Origin of the sequence: Sphingosinicella microcystinivorans (genome assembly GCF_003634215.1) — a bacterium.
GTDB lineage: Bacteria > Pseudomonadota > Alphaproteobacteria > Sphingomonadales > Sphingomonadaceae > Sphingosinicella > Sphingosinicella microcystinivorans.
In genome coordinates this window covers 1,467,604-1,483,206 of the sequence record NZ_RBWX01000007.1, presented here as the reverse complement: position 1 = coordinate 1,483,206, position 15,603 = coordinate 1,467,604, and the positions used below count along the sequence as shown (strand labels likewise).

Sequence of the window (15,603 nt, the reverse complement as noted above, 5' to 3'; positions counted from 1 at the left end):
CCGGGTTTGGCGGAACCGTTCGTGATCCGTGCCTGCAGGTCGGCATGGAGCAGGAAAGGGAACGCGTGAACTGATGCGGAGCGAACCGCTCTCCCCGCGCCTTTCCGACACGATCGCCGTGACCCGCGTGCTGTGTGTACTCGGCATCGTCTATGTTCATGCATGGACGGGCCTTGGCGGCGCTGAACTCGCAGCGGCATCGTCGAGCGGACAAGGCATGCTCCGTACCGTGCTGATGGAGGTGTTCGGCCGCAGCGCGGTGCCCCTGCTCGGCATGATCTCCGGCTATCTCGTCGCTGGCACCGTCATCAAATCCTGGCGCACGTTCATCGCGCGCAAGGCGCGTGTGATCCTGCTGCCGATGGCGCTGTGGAACGCGCTTGCCATCCTTCTCGTATCGGGCACAGCCTGGCTCGGCTTGCTGAAGGCGCCGATTCCCGAAAGCCTCTGGTGGCTGATCGACGAGCTTTTCTCGATTCTCACGCCCAACCACATCAACGTGCAGACGCCGTTCCTGCGCGACCTTTTCGTGTGCATGGCGATGGCGCCGCTGCTGCTCCGGTTGCGCGGCCCCTGGATGACGAGTGCGATCCTGATTGTCGCGGCGTGGAGCGTCTCGGGCTGGTTCTTTCCGCTGATGCTGAGGCCGCAAATCCTGCTGTTCTTCCTGCTCGGCATCGCTGCCCGCCGCCACGATCTGGCCACGCGCATTGCCGACGTCCCGTTGCCGGTGGCGCTTGCGCCCTTCATCGCCATCGCGGCGATCAAGCTGATCGTCAGCATTCCCGTGCCCGGAAGCGTCGCGATGGCGCAGAAACTCGTCCCTCTGCTCGATCTCGGGCTGCGCCTCGCCGCAGCCCTCGCCTTCGCGCGCATCGCGTGGGGGCTTGCCGCGCGTCCGGCGATGTTCCGCTGGCTTGAACCTTATGCCTTCTTCCTCTTCTGCTCGCACATGATCCTGATCTGGCTGGCGACGCCGCTGTTCGAAGCACTGACGGGCCCACTCGGCTCCCCTGCCTACCCGCTCCTTCTCCTCGTGCATCCGCTGCTTGCCCTCGGTTTCGCGCTGGGGCTCGGCCAGTGCCTGATTCTGTTCGCACCGCGCGCGGCGGAGGTTTTGAGCGGCGGACGGCTGAGGGGGGAACGCGCGACCGTTGCGACAATTCGGCCCGCGTCTTGAACGAGCCGCAATCGAGACCCATTATTTGACAAGTACGGGTGACGCGTCAGCTTCCGCCTGTATAAGATCATAGAAACTCAATTCGAAATCGAAATGCGAGGCGCGTGCACCACGACAACCTGATCCTCATTCTCGTCGGCGGCTTCGTGCTTGCCTTTCTGTTCGGGATGCTGGCGAACCGGCTGAAACTCTCCCCGATCGTCGGATATCTTGTTGCCGGCGTGGTCGTCGGCCCCTTCACGCCGGGCTGGGTTGCGGACCAATCGCTCGCGCCCCAGCTTGCCGAAATCGGCGTCATCCTGCTGATGTTCGGTGTCGGGCTGCATTTCTCGCCAAAGGAGCTGATGCGCGTTCAGTCGATCGCGCTGCCGGGTGCGATCGCGCAGATCGTCGCCGCCACCGCGCTTGGCTGGGGAACCGGACTGCTGATGGGCATGTCGGGACCGGAAGCCGCGATCTTCGGCTTCTCGCTCTCCGTCGCATCGACTGTGGTGCTGCTGCGCGCGATCGAAAGTCGTGGACAGCTCAAAACGAGCATCGGACAGATCGCTGTCGGCTGGCTTCTCGTTGAGGATCTCGTCATCATCATAGCGCTCGTCCTGCTGCCGCTGCTGGCGAACATGGGCGACATGGGCGGCGGCGCGGCAATCGCACGCGAAATCGCCTGGACCTTCGTCAAGATCGCCGCATTCCTTGCCCTGATGTTCGTTGTCGGCGTGCGCGCCATGCCGGTGATCCTGACGTGGATCGCACACACGCGCTCACGCGAACTGTTCACGCTCGGCGTGCTCGCAATCGCACTCGGCATTGCCTGGCTGGCTTATGCGGTGTTTGGCGCATCCTTCGCGCTCGGTGCGTTCGTTGCGGGCCTCGTCCTCAACAGCACGCCGCTCGGCCACAACGCGGCGGAACGCTCGCTGCCGCTGCGCGATGCATTCGCCGTGCTGTTCTTCGTATCCGTGGGCATGTTGTTCGACCCCTCAACGCTTATTCGGGAGCCGATCGGCGTCGTGGCGACGCTGGCGATCATCCTGATCGGCAAGTCGATCGCGGCCGTCGCCGTTACCAGCGTGTTCAAGCGCGAGCGCCACGAAGGGCTCACCATCGCTGCCAGCCTTGCGCAGATCGGGGAGTTCTCGTTCATCCTTGCCGGGCTCGGCGTGACGCTCGAACTGATCTCAAAGGAAACGAACAACCTGATCCTGGCCGCAGCACTGCTCTCGATCGCGCTCAACCCATTCATGTTCAAGCTGGCGGACCGGCTGGCAGGGCGTGCAGAGCCGACTGAAAAACCCGCTTAAGAGCTTTTCGGACGGAGGGTCATGTCGGCAGTCGGGTCGAAGCGCTGATCGGCGGGTTCGGCGAAAAGTGCATGCATGTAGCCAGCAGCCTGAAACTGGCCGGAAACGCGGCACCGCCCGCCTTCCGCTTCGGCCTCGTCTCCGCGCACCTTCTTGAGCAGCGCAGCATGACACTTGGGCGCCTGTATGTGGAAAACGCCGTCCTTGTGCCGGTCGACCCACACGAAAACGGCCATGCCTTCTAGCTTGGCGACCACAAGCCAATTGTCCGCGAGCGACGCGCCATCAGCCTGCAGCACAAAATCATCGCCCTTGTGGGTCAGGATCATCTCGGCATCGCCATGCCGGATCGTCACGTCGGAACAGCTGTTCTTTTGTGTTTCGCAGAGTTGATACCTGCCTGGGGGAACAGGCATCTCGCGGCTTGATTTGACCATCTCATACGATGGGTAGGTTTCCAGACACGCTGTGAGAGGCAGCGCGCCGAGGAGCGCGAAGATTCGAACCCGTGGGACCACGCTTCAATCCTTTGCCATGAGATGCTCTGCCACCGCCTGATATGCCGGAAGCGATGTCGGATCAAAGTTCACGTTGCCCGCCATCGGGTGCGAGGCGAAACGGGCGATAACCATTTCGGCCTTGGGATCGATGTAGACCGCCTGCCCGTGGATGCCGCGCGCGGTGTAGGCGCCGTGTGCGTTGTGGCTGACCCACCATTGATTCCGGTAGCTCCAGCCCGGCAGCGTCGCGTAGCCCGCCTTGGCGAAATCTTCCTTGCGGGCGCCGCGCACGATGTCGGCGATGGCCGCTTCCGGCACGATCTGCTTGCCGCCCATGCGTCCACCAAGCCGCATCAATTCGCCGAAGCGCGCGAGGTCGCGCAGGCGCATGTTGAAGCCGCCGCCAGCGAACGGCGTCCCCACCGGATCGACCTGGAAATAGCCGTCCGCCTCCGCGCCCATCGGCGCCCAGATCCGCTCCGAAAGCTGCTCGGTGAAGGGTTTGCCGCCGACTCGGGAAACGATCCAGCCGAGCACGTCGGTATTGACGGTGCGGTAGGTGAAGCCTTCGCCGTGCGCGCCCGCCTTCTTCACGGTGGCAAGATAGGCATAGTCGCCATTCGGCCCGGCATAGTCCTTTGGCCGGGGCGCCGCACCCAGCGCCGCGACATAGCCCGCGAACGAGGAATTGGGGTCGCCGTACTTTTCGGTGAAGTCGAGCCCGGTCGTCATGTCCATCACCTGGCGGACGGTCGCGTCGCCGAAGCCGCTGTCCTTCAGTTCGGGCATATAGAACGCCACCGTCCTCGCCGGATCGATCTTGCCTTCCACGACCAGCATCGACGCAAGCGTGCCGACGAACGACTTGGTGACGGAAAAGGCGATGTGCTCGCCTTCCGGTTTCAGCGCGCCGAAATAGCGCTCGTAAACGACCCGCCCCTTGTGAAGCACGACGATGCCGTCCGTGTAGTTGGCCGAGAGGGACTCTACCCACGTCATCGGCTTGGTGCCGCCTATCGGCGTGAACGTGACACCGTCAATGTCGCTACGCTCGGCGCGCGGTAACGTATGTACCGGCCCTGCCCCGCGCGAAACGCCAACCGAGGGCATCAGCTCGCGCCAGTGCGAAAAGCTCCAGCGCCACTGCGGGAAAGTGAAGAAGCTGTAGTCGTCGAACGCGATCCGCTTTTCGGGCGGTGGCGGCGAGCCCTGCATCCAGCCGAGCTTTACGGGGTCGCTGGCGGCGGCATCGGGAAACGCAGGCTCCGCACGCGCGGATACGGCAAGGATCGCCGCAACGAGGGCGATTCCGGTCATGGCTTTCATGGTGTTCCTCCCCAGGTCCTGTGAAAGCTATGAAAGCGCCGGCACTTCCACAAGCAGGGAGGTTTGAGAGGTAGGCCTAGCAGGCGCCCGTGCGTTTGCCGCTGATCTTCGAGGTCATCTTCATGTTGCCGCGGGGGCCTTCCACGACCATGACGTTGGTCGATTCATAGCTGCTGGCGCTGTAGGTGCCGTGCATCGTCATCGTCATCTTGCCCTGCGGTCCCTTGCACTGCATGACCGCGTTCAGCTTGCCGTCCGCCATACTGAACTTCGTGTATTCGCACTCGCCATTGTCGCCCTTGAACATCTGGCGCGGATCTTTCGCCGCCTGTTCGGGCGTCAGGCAATAGCTGTGGTTGATCGGGCGCTTCTTCATCATCGCCAGCGCCTCCGGCGGCATTCCCGGCATATCGATGGAAGTGACGGCGCCGGCCGAGGCCCATTTGCCCGGCGAGAGCGTGTTGCCAGCGAAGGCTGCCAAAGGCACCGCCGCGCTTGCTGCAAGCAGGAGCCTGAACCCGGCGCGCATGAGGAAGCCCTTTTTTGTGAGAAATGACGCCCACGATTATAGTGTAGGCGCCATCAAGGTAAAGATAACAGCTTGTTAACCGTGAAATATCCTCATTTCGGCTTCAGCAGCTCAAGCGCCGCACTCACCATCGCCTCGGTGCCGAGCGTTACCGCAGGCTCCGGCGCGACCTTGAACAGTGGTGAGTGGTGCGAAGGCACCGGCGGACCGCCCGCCTTCGCCGCATCGAACGCCGCCTGCGGCGTGCCGCCCACCCCGAAATAATATCCTGGCACCTTGAGTTCGCGCTGCACGAAAAAGGCGAAATCCTCCGCCCCCATCGATTCCTGCACGAACGGGATCATCACGTCCGGCCCCAGATCGCGCGCGAATGCCGCGTTCATGCGCCGGGCGAGCGGCCCATCATTGATCGTCGTGGGCGTGCCCTCGCTGACCTTCACGTCGGGCAGCTTGTCCTCTGCGACACCGTTCGCGCGTGCGACGTTCTTCGCCACGCGTTCGATCGCGGCGATCAGCTGGGCGCGCGTCGCCTCATCGTTGGCACGTACGGTGAGCTGGAGGTCGGCGCGATCGGAGATGATGTTGTGCTTGTGCCCCGCATGGAATGCACCGACGGTGATCACCGCAGGCGACAGCGGGCCGACCTCGCGGCTGACGATCGACTGCAGCGCTACCACGATCGCGGAGGCGATGTATACAGGGTCCTTGCCCGCGTGCGGCGCGGCACCGTGCGCGCCGACACCGTGTACCGTGATGTCGACGCTATCGGCCGAGGAGTATTGCAGGCCTTCAGACGCGCTGATCTTGCCCGATGGCAGGTTCGAGGCGACGTGGAACGCGACCGCGTAGTCGGGCTTCGGGAAACGCGTGTAGAGCCCGTCGGCGAGCATCGCCTTCGCGCCGCCCACGCGCTCCTCGGCGGGCTGCACGACGAACAGGATCGTACCTTTCCACTTGTCCTTCATCGTGGCAAGGCGGCGCGCCGTGCCCACCATCGCCGTGATGTGCGTATCGTGGCCGCACGCGTGCATCACCGGATAAACCTGCCCGTCGAGGCCTTTCTGCGTAACCTTGGAAGCGTAGGACAGTCCCGACTTTTCCTCGACCGGAAGCCCGTCCATATCGGCGCGCAGCAGCAGCACGGGGCCCTCGCCGTTCTTCATCACGCCGACAACGCCGGTGCCGCCGACACCGGTCGTGACGGTTGCGCCGGCTTTCTTCAGCTCCGCCGCCATGCGCTTCGCCGTCTCGGTTTCGAGATAGGACAGCTCGGGGTTCTGGTGAAAATGCGTGAACAGCGGGCCGAGGTAGGCGTCGTAATCCACCTTGATCGCCGATTTCAGCGCCGGATCAGCAGCGGCCGGGCTGCCGAGCGCCGCTGCGGCAACAGCGGCAAGCAGAAATCGCTTTGCGCCGAAAGCGTGACGCGTACGCCCTAGAGCGTTGGTGTAGCCGAGCAAGAATCCCTCCCGTTTCCCAAGGATACGAGAGGCGAGGCTAGCAAGGCGCGGAGCGGACCGCCAGCCGGCCCGCCCCGAAAAGCATCAGCAGCTGCCGCCGACCTTGCCGCTGATGTTGGAACGCACCGTCAGATCGCCGGTGCTGGTCTTGAACACGGAGGTGTTCGAACCGTAGTAGGTCGTGCCGTTGAACGTGCCGTTGAACGCGATGCTGGCATCTCCGTAGAGGCCGCCCGTGCACTGCGCCTTTGCAGTCACCCGGCCGACCCGAACCGCGAAGGTCGAGTACTTGCAGGTGCCGAACGCCGCGCCGATCACGGATTTGATCTCGCTGTTGCCCGGCATTTTCGCTGCGCAGACGGTATGATTGATCGGCATTGATTTCAGGGTTTTCTGCGTTTCCGCGTCCGCGCCCGGCCCCGTCACGGAGGCGATCGTCCCCGTCGTCGTCCAAAGCGATTTGCTGGCGGCCTCGGCGCCCGCCGGAAATCCGGCTGCGATGAGGATCGGCAGTATGAATTTTACAGTACGCATCATTTCGAAGACCCCTTGTCGTTTACACACCTTCAGCAGTTGCCGCTGATCTTCCCGCTGATCACCGACTTCACGTAAACATCGCCCCCCGTGTTCGGGAAAACCGCGTTATTGGTGCCCGAATAGCTGGTTGAGCCGCGCGAACCGAGGAAGTCCGCATCCATCGGACCATAGGTGCCGTTGCACTTCATCGTTGCGCGAATGGTTGTTTTGGCCAGGCCGAACTTCGAGAAGGTGCACGACCCGAACGTGTTGCCGATCGCGGTCTGGATATCCGCGGGCTTGGGGCTGCGTGCCATGCAGGTCGTGTTGGAAAGCTTCTGCTGTTTGATCGTTTCGATTTGTTCGGCGGTAAGGCCCGCTCCGGACACGCTGACGATCGATCCGGTCGTCACCCAAAGCGCATTTGTGGAGGTTGGTACCTTCGTCGCGGTCGACTTCGGCGCCGCAACAGCGGACGCTGCAACGAGCGCGATACAGGCACCGGCAAGCACACGTTTCATCTCTCTAGACCCCTTATCGTTCACCAGACGGGCGCTCCCATCCCCGACTCAAGGCACACGGCGCCCATCTGGCATTCGCGGCCTACACCCCCCATAGTTAAGCAATGACCAACATCCGGATTCGCACGACGCTGACTGACCCTTCGGAACAGCCGGTGTTCCAGCCCCATCGCCCGGAGCGTCCGGAGAAGTCCGAAGGGGGCCGCCGGTTCGAGCTGGCAAGCGAATATCAGCCCTCCGGCGACCAGCCGCAGGCGATCGCGGAGCTGGTTGCGGGCCTGAACGCGGGCGAGCGCGAGCAGGTGCTGCTGGGCGTCACCGGATCGGGCAAAACCTTCACCATGGCGAAAATCGTGGAGGCGCTGCAGCGCCCCACGCTCGTGCTCGCCCATAACAAGATTCTCGCCGCGCAGCTTTACGGCGAGTTCAAATCGTTCTTCCCGAACAACGCGGTCGAATATTTCGTCAGCTATTACGATTACTACCAGCCGGAGGCCTACGTTCCCCGGTCGGACACGTACATCGAGAAGGAAAGCTCGGTGAACGAGGCGATCGATCGGATGCGCCACTCCGCTACGCGCGCGCTGCTGGAGCGGGACGACGTGCTGATCGTCGCGTCGGTCTCGTGCCTCTACGGCATCGGATCGGTCGAGACCTATTCGGCGATGACGTTCAAGCTGAACAAGGGCGAAAGCGTCGACAATCGCGAGCTGATCCGCAAGCTGGTCGCGCTCCAATACAAGCGCAACGACGCGAATTTCGTGCGCGGCTCCTTCCGTGTGCGCGGCGACAGCCTGGAAATCTTCCCGAGCCACCTTGAAGACATGGCCTGGCGCATCAGCTTCTTCGGCGACGAGATCGAGGAAATCGCCGAGTTCGACCCGCTGACCGGCGAAAAAGGCGCGCGTCTCGATACGGTGAAGGTCTACGCCAATTCGCACCACGTGACGCCCGGCCCGACGCTGAAGCAGGCGACGATCGCCATCAAGGCGGAGCTTGCCGAACGCTTGAAGGAGTTCGAGGCGGAAGGAAAGCTGCTCGAAGCCCAGCGGCTGGAGCAGCGCACCAATTTCGACCTCGAAATGATCGCCGCCACCGGAAGCTGCGCGGGCATCGAGAACTATTCTCGCTTCCTCACGGGGCGCATCCCCGGCGAGCCACCGCCCACGCTCTTCGAATACCTGCCCGAAAACGCGCTGCTCTTCGTGGACGAGAGCCATCAGACCGTGCCGCAGATCAGCGCCATGTCGCGCGGCGATTTCCGCCGCAAGCTGACGCTCGCCGAATACGGCTTTCGCCTGCCCTCCTGCATCGACAACCGCCCGCTGAAGTTCGACGAGTGGGATGCGATGCGGCCACAGTCCACCTTCGTGTCAGCGACCCCCGGCCCGTGGGAGATGGAGCGCACGGCGGGCGTGTTCACCGAGCAGGTGATCCGCCCCACCGGCCTTATCGATCCGCCCGTGGAAATCCGCCCGGTGGAAAGCCAGGTCGACGACCTGATCGGCGAAATCCGCGAGACGACCGCGAAGGGCTACCGCACGCTCGTCACCACGCTCACCAAGCGCATGGCCGAGGATTTGACCGAGTTCCTGCACGAAGCGGGCATCAAGGTGCGGTACATGCACTCGGATGTCGAAACCCTGGAGCGCATCGAGCTGATCCGTGACCTGCGGCTCGGCGTCTATGACGTGCTGATCGGCATCAACCTGCTGCGCGAGGGGCTCGATATCCCCGAATGCGGGCTCGTCGCCATCCTCGACGCCGACAAGGAGGGCTTCCTGCGCTCCGAAACCAGCCTCGTGCAAACGATCGGCCGCGCCGCGCGCAACGTTGACGGCCGCGTCATCCTCTACGCCGACACGATCACCGGCTCGATCGAACGCGCGCTCGCCGAGACGGACCGCCGCCGCGCCAAGCAGGTCGCCTACAACGAAGAGCACGGCATCACGCCGCAGACCGTCCGCAAGAACATCGGCGACATCATCGCGCACGTCACGGACAAGGCCGACCGCGTAACGGTAGAGATCGACGACGAGACCCCGCACCTCGTCGGCCACAACCTCAAGGCCTACATCGCCGAACTCGAGGAGAAGATGAAAGCCGCCGCCGCCGACCTCGAATTCGAAACCGCCGCCCGTATCCGCGACGAAATTCGTAAGCTGGAAGCATCAGAGCTTGGGCTGCCAGCGGACCTGCAGGTGGCGAGGCCGAAGGGCCGCGCGATGGAGGGCAAGCCGGGGACGCGCAAGACGCGGTTCGGGAAGACGCGGCCGCGGAAGATGGGGATTTGAGTTTCAAACTGAACTCTTACAAGGTCGACTACACTGCTAGCGCCGCAACCTGTATAGAAAACTCATCGTCTGCGCTTTGCACAAGCCCAAGATTCGGATGGTGCCGGAAGCCTGATTTAGTTTCTTGAGCCGCCGCCATTGCCAATTCAGCCTCAGCGCGCGCCTCATCTTTTCGGTCGAAATGGTGAAGAAGCAAGGCCTGTGCCCCGTGCAAACGAAATCGGTCGATGGGGAAAACAGAACGGTCGCTGTGGGTGTTTAGCACTTCGAGCGCGCGAGCGTACAGCGACACTCTTTTCGTTTCGAGAACCAAGCAAGGAAAGTCCAAATAGGCCTGCGTTGTACTATTTGGCCGACGGCGCTCCCGCTCGAGAGCTGCCTCATATGAGGCAAAGGCACCATCGAAATCATTGAGAACAGAAAGTGCTTGCGCTCTTTGTAAGTACGCTTGTGCCGTATCGATGTTTTCACCCAAGCTAAAATATTGCTCAAGTAATCTAAGTGCCACTTCCGGGTACGTCTCCGTCAAATACAAAGCCTGTATCCTAAGATACTGGAATTTCTCGCGCGCTCGGCGTAATTTCTGATCAAATTTCGCCTCTATTTCAGTATTCCACGTCGTGTTGCGGTACCAATCATCCCGACCCATGCGCCCTCCCACTAACAACTCTCATGGCTATCGAAAACCTCTTGGGTTGACTACTCCCCCTCCACCAGCAGCTTGAGCCGTGCTAGGCGCTGGCGCCATGCCGCTTTCAGGCGTTCGAACTCCGCTTCCGCCGTCGCAAGCCCATCCGCGTCGAGTGCCCACACATGCTCGCGGCCTCGCATCATACCTTGCACCAGTCCGGCACCTTCCAGCACCTTGAGGTGCCGCGTCACCGCCTGACGCGTAACGCCTGCGCCGCTGCTGAGGTCGCTGATCGAGGCTTCGCCGCGCCCCGCAAGCGTTTCCACGAGGCGCAGGCGCTGCGGGTCGCCGAGGGCGGCGAACCGGGCGGCACGTTCAACCTGCGCTTTCAAGATATGTCCTCAGCGATGCGGCCTGATGCAGCCAGCCGTTCACGTTGTCGCGGAACACCGAGGGTCGCCGCGCCGCGCCTATCGCATCGAAGCCGGTTTCGGTGACGGTAAGCATCGTACCTTCCGCGTGCGGCACGAGGTTGAAGACCGTCGTGGTTTTCGGTTCCTTCGTATAATCGAGGCTGTGATCCACCCAGCCCGGATGCCAGCGCCAGACGAGGCGACAGGGCGGAGTCATCTCCACGATATCAAGCGCGAAGCGCTCCCCGAGGCATGTCATTGAAACCGTGCGGCCTTCCGCGAACGGCTGATCCAGTTCGCTCGCGAACCATGCGCCGAATTCCGCCGCATCCGTCAGCGCGCGCCATACGCGCTCGGGCGTCGCGGCCAAATAGACGCGCTGTTCGATTCTGTCGGTATCGCTCATGCCTGCCTCCGATATCACGCAATCATTTTGTTGCACGACGGCACATCGTCATGCAACCGATTCGTTGCGCGAAATCATCAGCTGCCCTCGCGCGGCGGGTGCGGATAGAGTGGCGCGCGTGGAGGACGGGTCATGACAGAGACGGTTTTCGGCGAGCGGATGCTCATCACACGCGGGGCCATCGCCGTGACCTCGCGCGACACCGCGCCGCTGCCGGAGATGGGAGACGGCGACGTGCTGTTCGCCGTCCGCCGCATCGCGCTTACGGCGAACAACGTAACGTATGCGGCGGCAGGCGAGATGCTCGGCTACTGGCGCTTCTTTCCGGGCCCTGAAGGCAAAGGCATCCTCCCCGTGTGGGGCTTTGGCGAAGTCGTGAAAAGCCACGCGCCGGAGTTTGCAGTGGGCGACCGATTTTACGGCTATTGGCCGCTTGCAACGCATCTTCTGGTCCGCGAGGCCGTATCGGCTCCGGGCGGCTTCATGGACGCCGCACCGCACCGGCAGGGCCTTGCCGATATCTACAACCGCTATCAGCGCGTGGAACCGCGCCTTCCGCACGAAGAGGCGCTGGACGCGCTGTTCCGGCCGCTGTTCATGACCGGGTGGCTGATCGACGACTTCCTGGCGGGTGCGGACGATTTTGGCGCTGAGCAGGTGATCCTGTCGAGCGCCTCTTCGAAAACCGCGATGGCGGCGGCGTTCAATCTTTCAAGGCGCGGTGCGGTTCAGGTGATCGGACTGACCTCGGCAGCGAACCGCGCGTTTACCGAGAATCTCGGCTCCTACGATCGCGTGTTCACCTACGATGAGGTCGACACACTGGAGCGGAAACCGTCGGTATACGTTGATTTCGCGGGCGACCGGGCACTCACGCAGAAGGTCCACACGCGGCTTGGCGACGCGCTGAAGCACAGCGCCATTGTGGGCATGACACACTGGGGCCAGGGCGGTGACGCCCCCCTTCCCGGCCCCGCGCCAACCCTGTTTTTCGCGCCCACGGTGGCTGAGGCAACCGTCGCGAAGCTTGGCCCTGCCGGTTTCGCGGACGCGACAGGGTATGCATGGACGAAATTCGTGCCCGCCGTGCGGGAAAAGCTCGCGGTCGAGACTTTACACGGGCTGGAATCTGCCGAGAGCGCCTATCGCGATCTTGCCGCGGGCAATATCGGCGGTGCGTCCGCGATTGTTGTGGAGCTCGACTGAAGCGCCGAAATCAGGTGCCGTCCGGTCCGAGCGCGGGATCAAGGTCGCGCGGGCGGATGAAGCGGACGAGTTCGCCGGTGGCTTCGTCGATGTCTTCCCAGCGTTCCACATCGAAACGCATCTCGGCGAGCGTCGCCGTGGGGTATTTGATATCGACTTCCTTGCGGAGCGTGCCGCTGCCCGCGGGCGTCAGCAGGAAGATCAGATCTTCCAGCCCGGGATTATGGCCGACGAGCAGCAGCGTTTCGGCCTCTGCATCCGTTTCGTGGACGATATCGAGCAGTGTCGGCGCGGAGGCCATGTAAACGCGCCTGTCGAAGGTCGCGCTGAGGCGGCGGCTGGCGCCGGCCTCGACCCCGTCCAGCGTTTCTATGACGCGGACCGCCGGAGAGGCGACGACGCGATCGAAGGCAAGGCGTTCGTCGCGAAGGTAGCGCCCGATCGTCTCGGCGGCGCGGCGGCCGCGCGTGTTGAGCGGGCGATCGAAATCGCGCTCGACAGGGTCGTCCCAGCTGGATTTGGCGTGGCGGAGCAGGAAGATCGTCTTCATGTCGCGGCGCTGATGCCCGATGTCGCGCCCGGTGTCATCGGAAGATTTCGTGTCGGCGAAGACATTTCACGCACGATGCGGACAGCTTCGTCGAGCGGGACGCGTTCCACCTCCACGCCCTCCGGAAAGGCCTGGCAGAGCCGGCTCGGCACGGCGGCGCCGAGCAGCACGAACGTGCCTTGGTCGCTCGCGCGGCGGATGAGCCGCCCGAACGCCTGCGCCATGCGGCCCGAGGCGACGAGGTCGTCGTAGGTCTTGCCGCCGAACGCGGCGCGGCGCGCAGCGTGGAGCACGGTGGGACGCGGCCACGGCACGCCTTCGAGCACGACGAGACGGAGCGAATCGCCGGGCACGTCGACTCCGTCGCGCAGGGCATCGGTGCCGAGAAGCGACGCGGCGGGATCGGCGCGGAACATGTCGACGAGCGTGCCCGCATCGATGGGATCGATGTGCTGCGCGAAGAGCGGCAAGCCTTCGCGGGCAAGGCTCTCTTCGATGCGCGCGTGAACGGCCTTCAACCGAGAGATCGCCGTGAACAGGCCAAGCGCGCCGCCGCGCGAGGCGGAGATCAGTGCCCTATAGGCGCCCGCGAGCGCGGGAACATTGCCGCGCTGCACATCGGTGACGACGAGGACGCGCGCTTGCCGCGCATAGTCGAAGGGGCTGTCCGCCGAAAAGCGCACGGGCGGCAGCGGCAAGTGGGAGGCGCCGGTACGCGCTTCGCTGTCGCGCCAGTCCGCATCGGGCGCGGCATCGTCCGTGATGCGCGAGCGGAGCGTCGCCGAGGTGATAACGGCTCCGTGCGCCTGTTTCAGCACCGCTTCGGCGAAGGGCTTCGTCGGGTCGAGCCAGTGACGGCGGATGCCGACATCGATCTCGCGCCCGTCGATGCGTTCAAGCGCGAGCCAATCCACGAAATCCGGATCTGCGGGTCCGCCCATGCGCGCGAGAAGTTGCACCCACGCGCCGATCAGCCCGAGCCGCCACGTGAGACCGGAAAGCGCGCCTTCGACACGCGCGCGGCCCGCACCATCGAGCCAATCCGGCGATTCCTCGACAAGCGCTTCGAGGCGCTGCGCGAGCTTCCTGAGCGGCACCGCAATGGCTTCGAGCGCGCGCGCCGCCACCTCTGCCGCATCGACGAGCGCGGGCTGCAGCGCGACGACCTCGGTTTCGAGGCCGTAGCCCGTCTCGCTCGCGTCCGCGCGGGCGTAGACCTGCGCGCGCACGGCGGCGAGCAGGCGTTCGATCGGACCTTCCGGCGTACCCTCCACAACGCGGCCGAGCCAGCCGTCCGCCGGGAGCGCCGCGGCGGTGTGCACCGCATCGTCGAGCAGCATTGCGCCCTCGCTGTCGAACGCGACCAGATCCCCTAGCCGCGCAGCAAGCCCCCTGCGGCGGCCCTTGCTGCGCTTTTCGGGGCCGATGATCCAGCGTCGCAGCTCGATCGCCTCTCCCCCGGTGAGCGCCATGGCGAAGGCGCTGTCGGCAGCGTCGAACAGATGGTGGCCTTCGTCGAACACGATGCGCTTGAGGCCACGTCCCTCCGCCTTGCCGCGCACCGCATTGACCATGACAAGCGCATGGTTGGCGATGACGAGGTCGGCGTCCGCGGTGCCGCGAACGGCGTGCTCGATGAAGCAGCGGCGATAGTGCGGGCAGCCCGCGTAGACGCATTCACCGCGCCGATCCGTGAGACTTGCACGCGCATTCCGACCGAACAGGCCGGAGAGCCAGCCGGGCAGGTCGCCGCCCACCATGTCTCCGTCGCGGCTGTACATCGCCCAGCGCTGAACGAGCTGCGCGAAGATCGCGGCGCGGCCCGCGAAGCCGCCCTGCACGGCGTCTTCGAGATTGAGCAGGCAGAGATAGTTCTCGCGGCCCTTGCGGACGACGACACGCGCCGCCTTGGTCCGCGGATCGGGGTAGAGGCGCGTGGTTTCCTGGTCGAGCTGGCGTTGCAGCGCCTTCGTGTAGGTGGAAAGCCAGACAGTGCCGCCGGATTGCTCGGCCCAGAGCGAGGCGGACGAGAGGTAACCCAGTGTCTTGCCGATGCCGGTGCCCGCCTCGGCGAGCACGACGTTCGGGGCGTCTCGCACCTCGCGCGGGCGGAAGGCGGCTGCGGCGGCGAACGCATAAGCACGCTGACCGGGGCGTTCCTCAGCGCCACTGCCCGTAAGCTGCGCGAGACGGCCGGCGGCTTCCTCGCCCGTGACGATCACTTCGCGCACGGGAACAGGCGGCGCACCCTCCTCCCACTTCGGCAGGCTGGTGAAGACGGAACGGTCATGCCCCTGCGGCTCGCCGAGCGCGGCGAGGACGGCGGGCGCCCACGGCCATTTCAGACGCGACAGCGCACGCGCCGTATTCCAGGCGCCGCCCGCGCGGTCCCACTTACCGCCTTCGATCAGCGCGAGCAGCGCCTCGGTAACGGTGCGGAGCAGCTTTGCCTCCGCCGCGCCTTCGTGTGCCGAATCGAGGCCGAGGATGGCGGCGAGGCCGTGCACGGTCGGCACGGCGAAACGCGCGGGATGAACGAAGGCGAAGAGTTCAAGAACGTCGAGCCCCGAAGCCTCCGGGTAACCGAGCTTCGAGGCGATGAGCGGTGCGTTTATCAGCAGCGTCGGTGTATCGGCGAGCTGCCGTATCGCCGCCTGCCGTTCCAGCCGGCGTACGCCAACGCCATCGGCAAGCCAGATACCGTCGAGCCCGATGTGGAGGGCGGGCCAAGGAAGGGGAACTGTGGTCACGCCCCGTTTTCGGCGAGCGA

The 15,603-nt window shown here is 64.2% G+C and carries 15 protein-coding genes; 4 read left to right on the top strand and 11 right to left on the bottom strand.

Translation table 11 applies throughout. The features are described 5' to 3' along the window. Positions 1-73: 73 nt before the first annotated feature. A complete protein-coding gene (locus tag DFR51_RS07035) occupies positions 74-1,180 on the top strand; it encodes an acyltransferase family protein (RefSeq protein ID WP_121048456.1) in 1,107 nt (368 codons plus the stop codon). A gap of 104 nt (positions 1,181-1,284) precedes the next feature. After that, complete coding sequence (locus DFR51_RS07030) at positions 1,285-2,481, top strand: cation:proton antiporter domain-containing protein (protein WP_121048453.1); 1,197 nt, start codon at positions 1,285-1,287, stop codon at positions 2,479-2,481. Here the strand turns inward: DFR51_RS07030 and DFR51_RS07025 are convergent. From DFR51_RS07025 to DFR51_RS07000, 6 genes are all read right to left on the bottom strand, one after another. After that, positions 2,478-2,837, bottom strand: coding sequence for a hypothetical protein (locus tag DFR51_RS07025; RefSeq protein ID WP_121048450.1), 360 nt, complete (start codon positions 2,835-2,837; stop codon positions 2,478-2,480). The two genes, DFR51_RS07030 and DFR51_RS07025, sit on opposite strands and share 4 nt — an antisense overlap. Before the next feature lie 165 nt (positions 2,838-3,002). Beyond that, on the bottom strand, positions 3,003-4,298 hold the full coding sequence (locus DFR51_RS07020) for a serine hydrolase domain-containing protein (protein ID WP_121049916.1): 1,296 nt from the start codon (positions 4,296-4,298) through the stop codon (positions 3,003-3,005). An 85-nt stretch (positions 4,299-4,383) separates the two neighbouring features. Further along, complete coding sequence (locus DFR51_RS07015; RefSeq protein ID WP_121048447.1) at positions 4,384-4,836, bottom strand: DUF3617 domain-containing protein; 453 nt, start codon at positions 4,834-4,836, stop codon at positions 4,384-4,386. A 92-nt stretch (positions 4,837-4,928) separates the two neighbouring features. Next, positions 4,929-6,296 (bottom strand): amidohydrolase, encoded by a 1,368-nt coding sequence (locus DFR51_RS07010; RefSeq protein ID WP_243445407.1) that lies wholly within the window; start codon positions 6,294-6,296, stop codon positions 4,929-4,931. 84 nt (positions 6,297-6,380) lie between these two features. After that, the gene (locus DFR51_RS07005; RefSeq protein WP_121048444.1) at positions 6,381-6,833 is read right to left on the bottom strand and encodes a DUF3617 domain-containing protein; all 453 of its coding nucleotides are present in this window, start codon (positions 6,831-6,833) and stop codon (positions 6,381-6,383) included. A gap of 29 nt (positions 6,834-6,862) precedes the next feature. Further along, a complete protein-coding gene (locus tag DFR51_RS07000) occupies positions 6,863-7,333 on the bottom strand; it encodes a DUF3617 family protein (protein ID WP_121048440.1) in 471 nt (156 codons plus the stop codon). A 104-nt stretch (positions 7,334-7,437) separates the two neighbouring features. On the opposite strand from DFR51_RS07000, the gene uvrB reads away from it, so the two are divergent. After that, the gene (gene uvrB / locus DFR51_RS06995; protein WP_121048437.1) at positions 7,438-9,627 is read left to right on the top strand and encodes an excinuclease ABC subunit UvrB; all 2,190 of its coding nucleotides are present in this window, start codon (positions 7,438-7,440) and stop codon (positions 9,625-9,627) included. 28 nt (positions 9,628-9,655) lie between these two features. Here uvrB and DFR51_RS06990 read toward each other — a convergent pair whose 3' ends face one another. From DFR51_RS06990 to DFR51_RS06980, 3 genes are read right to left on the bottom strand one after another with little or no spacing between them, the layout of a single operon-like run. Continuing rightward, positions 9,656-10,276 carry a hypothetical protein gene (locus tag DFR51_RS06990; RefSeq protein ID WP_121048434.1) on the bottom strand — a complete coding sequence of 207 codons (621 nt, stop codon included), beginning with the start codon at positions 10,274-10,276 and terminating at the stop codon, positions 9,656-9,658. A 50-nt stretch (positions 10,277-10,326) separates the two neighbouring features. Next, positions 10,327-10,650, bottom strand: a complete 324-nt coding sequence (locus DFR51_RS06985; RefSeq protein ID WP_197723614.1) for an ArsR/SmtB family transcription factor — start codon at positions 10,648-10,650, stop codon at positions 10,327-10,329. Further along, on the bottom strand, positions 10,634-11,077 hold the full coding sequence (locus tag DFR51_RS06980; RefSeq protein ID WP_121048428.1) for an SRPBCC family protein: 444 nt from the start codon (positions 11,075-11,077) through the stop codon (positions 10,634-10,636). The genes DFR51_RS06985 and DFR51_RS06980 overlap by 17 nt, the downstream gene beginning before the upstream one ends. 132 nt (positions 11,078-11,209) lie before the next feature. Between DFR51_RS06980 and DFR51_RS06975 the strand changes: the two genes are divergently transcribed. Continuing rightward, the gene (locus DFR51_RS06975) at positions 11,210-12,283 is read left to right on the top strand and encodes a DUF2855 family protein (protein ID WP_121048425.1); all 1,074 of its coding nucleotides are present in this window, start codon (positions 11,210-11,212) and stop codon (positions 12,281-12,283) included. A gap of 10 nt (positions 12,284-12,293) precedes the next feature. Here the strand turns inward: DFR51_RS06975 and DFR51_RS06970 are convergent, their stop codons facing one another. Continuing rightward, a complete protein-coding gene (locus tag DFR51_RS06970) occupies positions 12,294-12,833 on the bottom strand; it encodes a SixA phosphatase family protein (protein ID WP_121048422.1) in 540 nt (179 codons plus the stop codon). Then, positions 12,830-15,583, bottom strand: coding sequence for an ATP-dependent DNA helicase (locus DFR51_RS06965; protein ID WP_121049910.1), 2,754 nt, complete (start codon positions 15,581-15,583; stop codon positions 12,830-12,832). Before DFR51_RS06965 ends, DFR51_RS06970 begins: the two co-directional genes overlap by 4 nt. Positions 15,584-15,603: the final 20 nt, after the last annotated feature.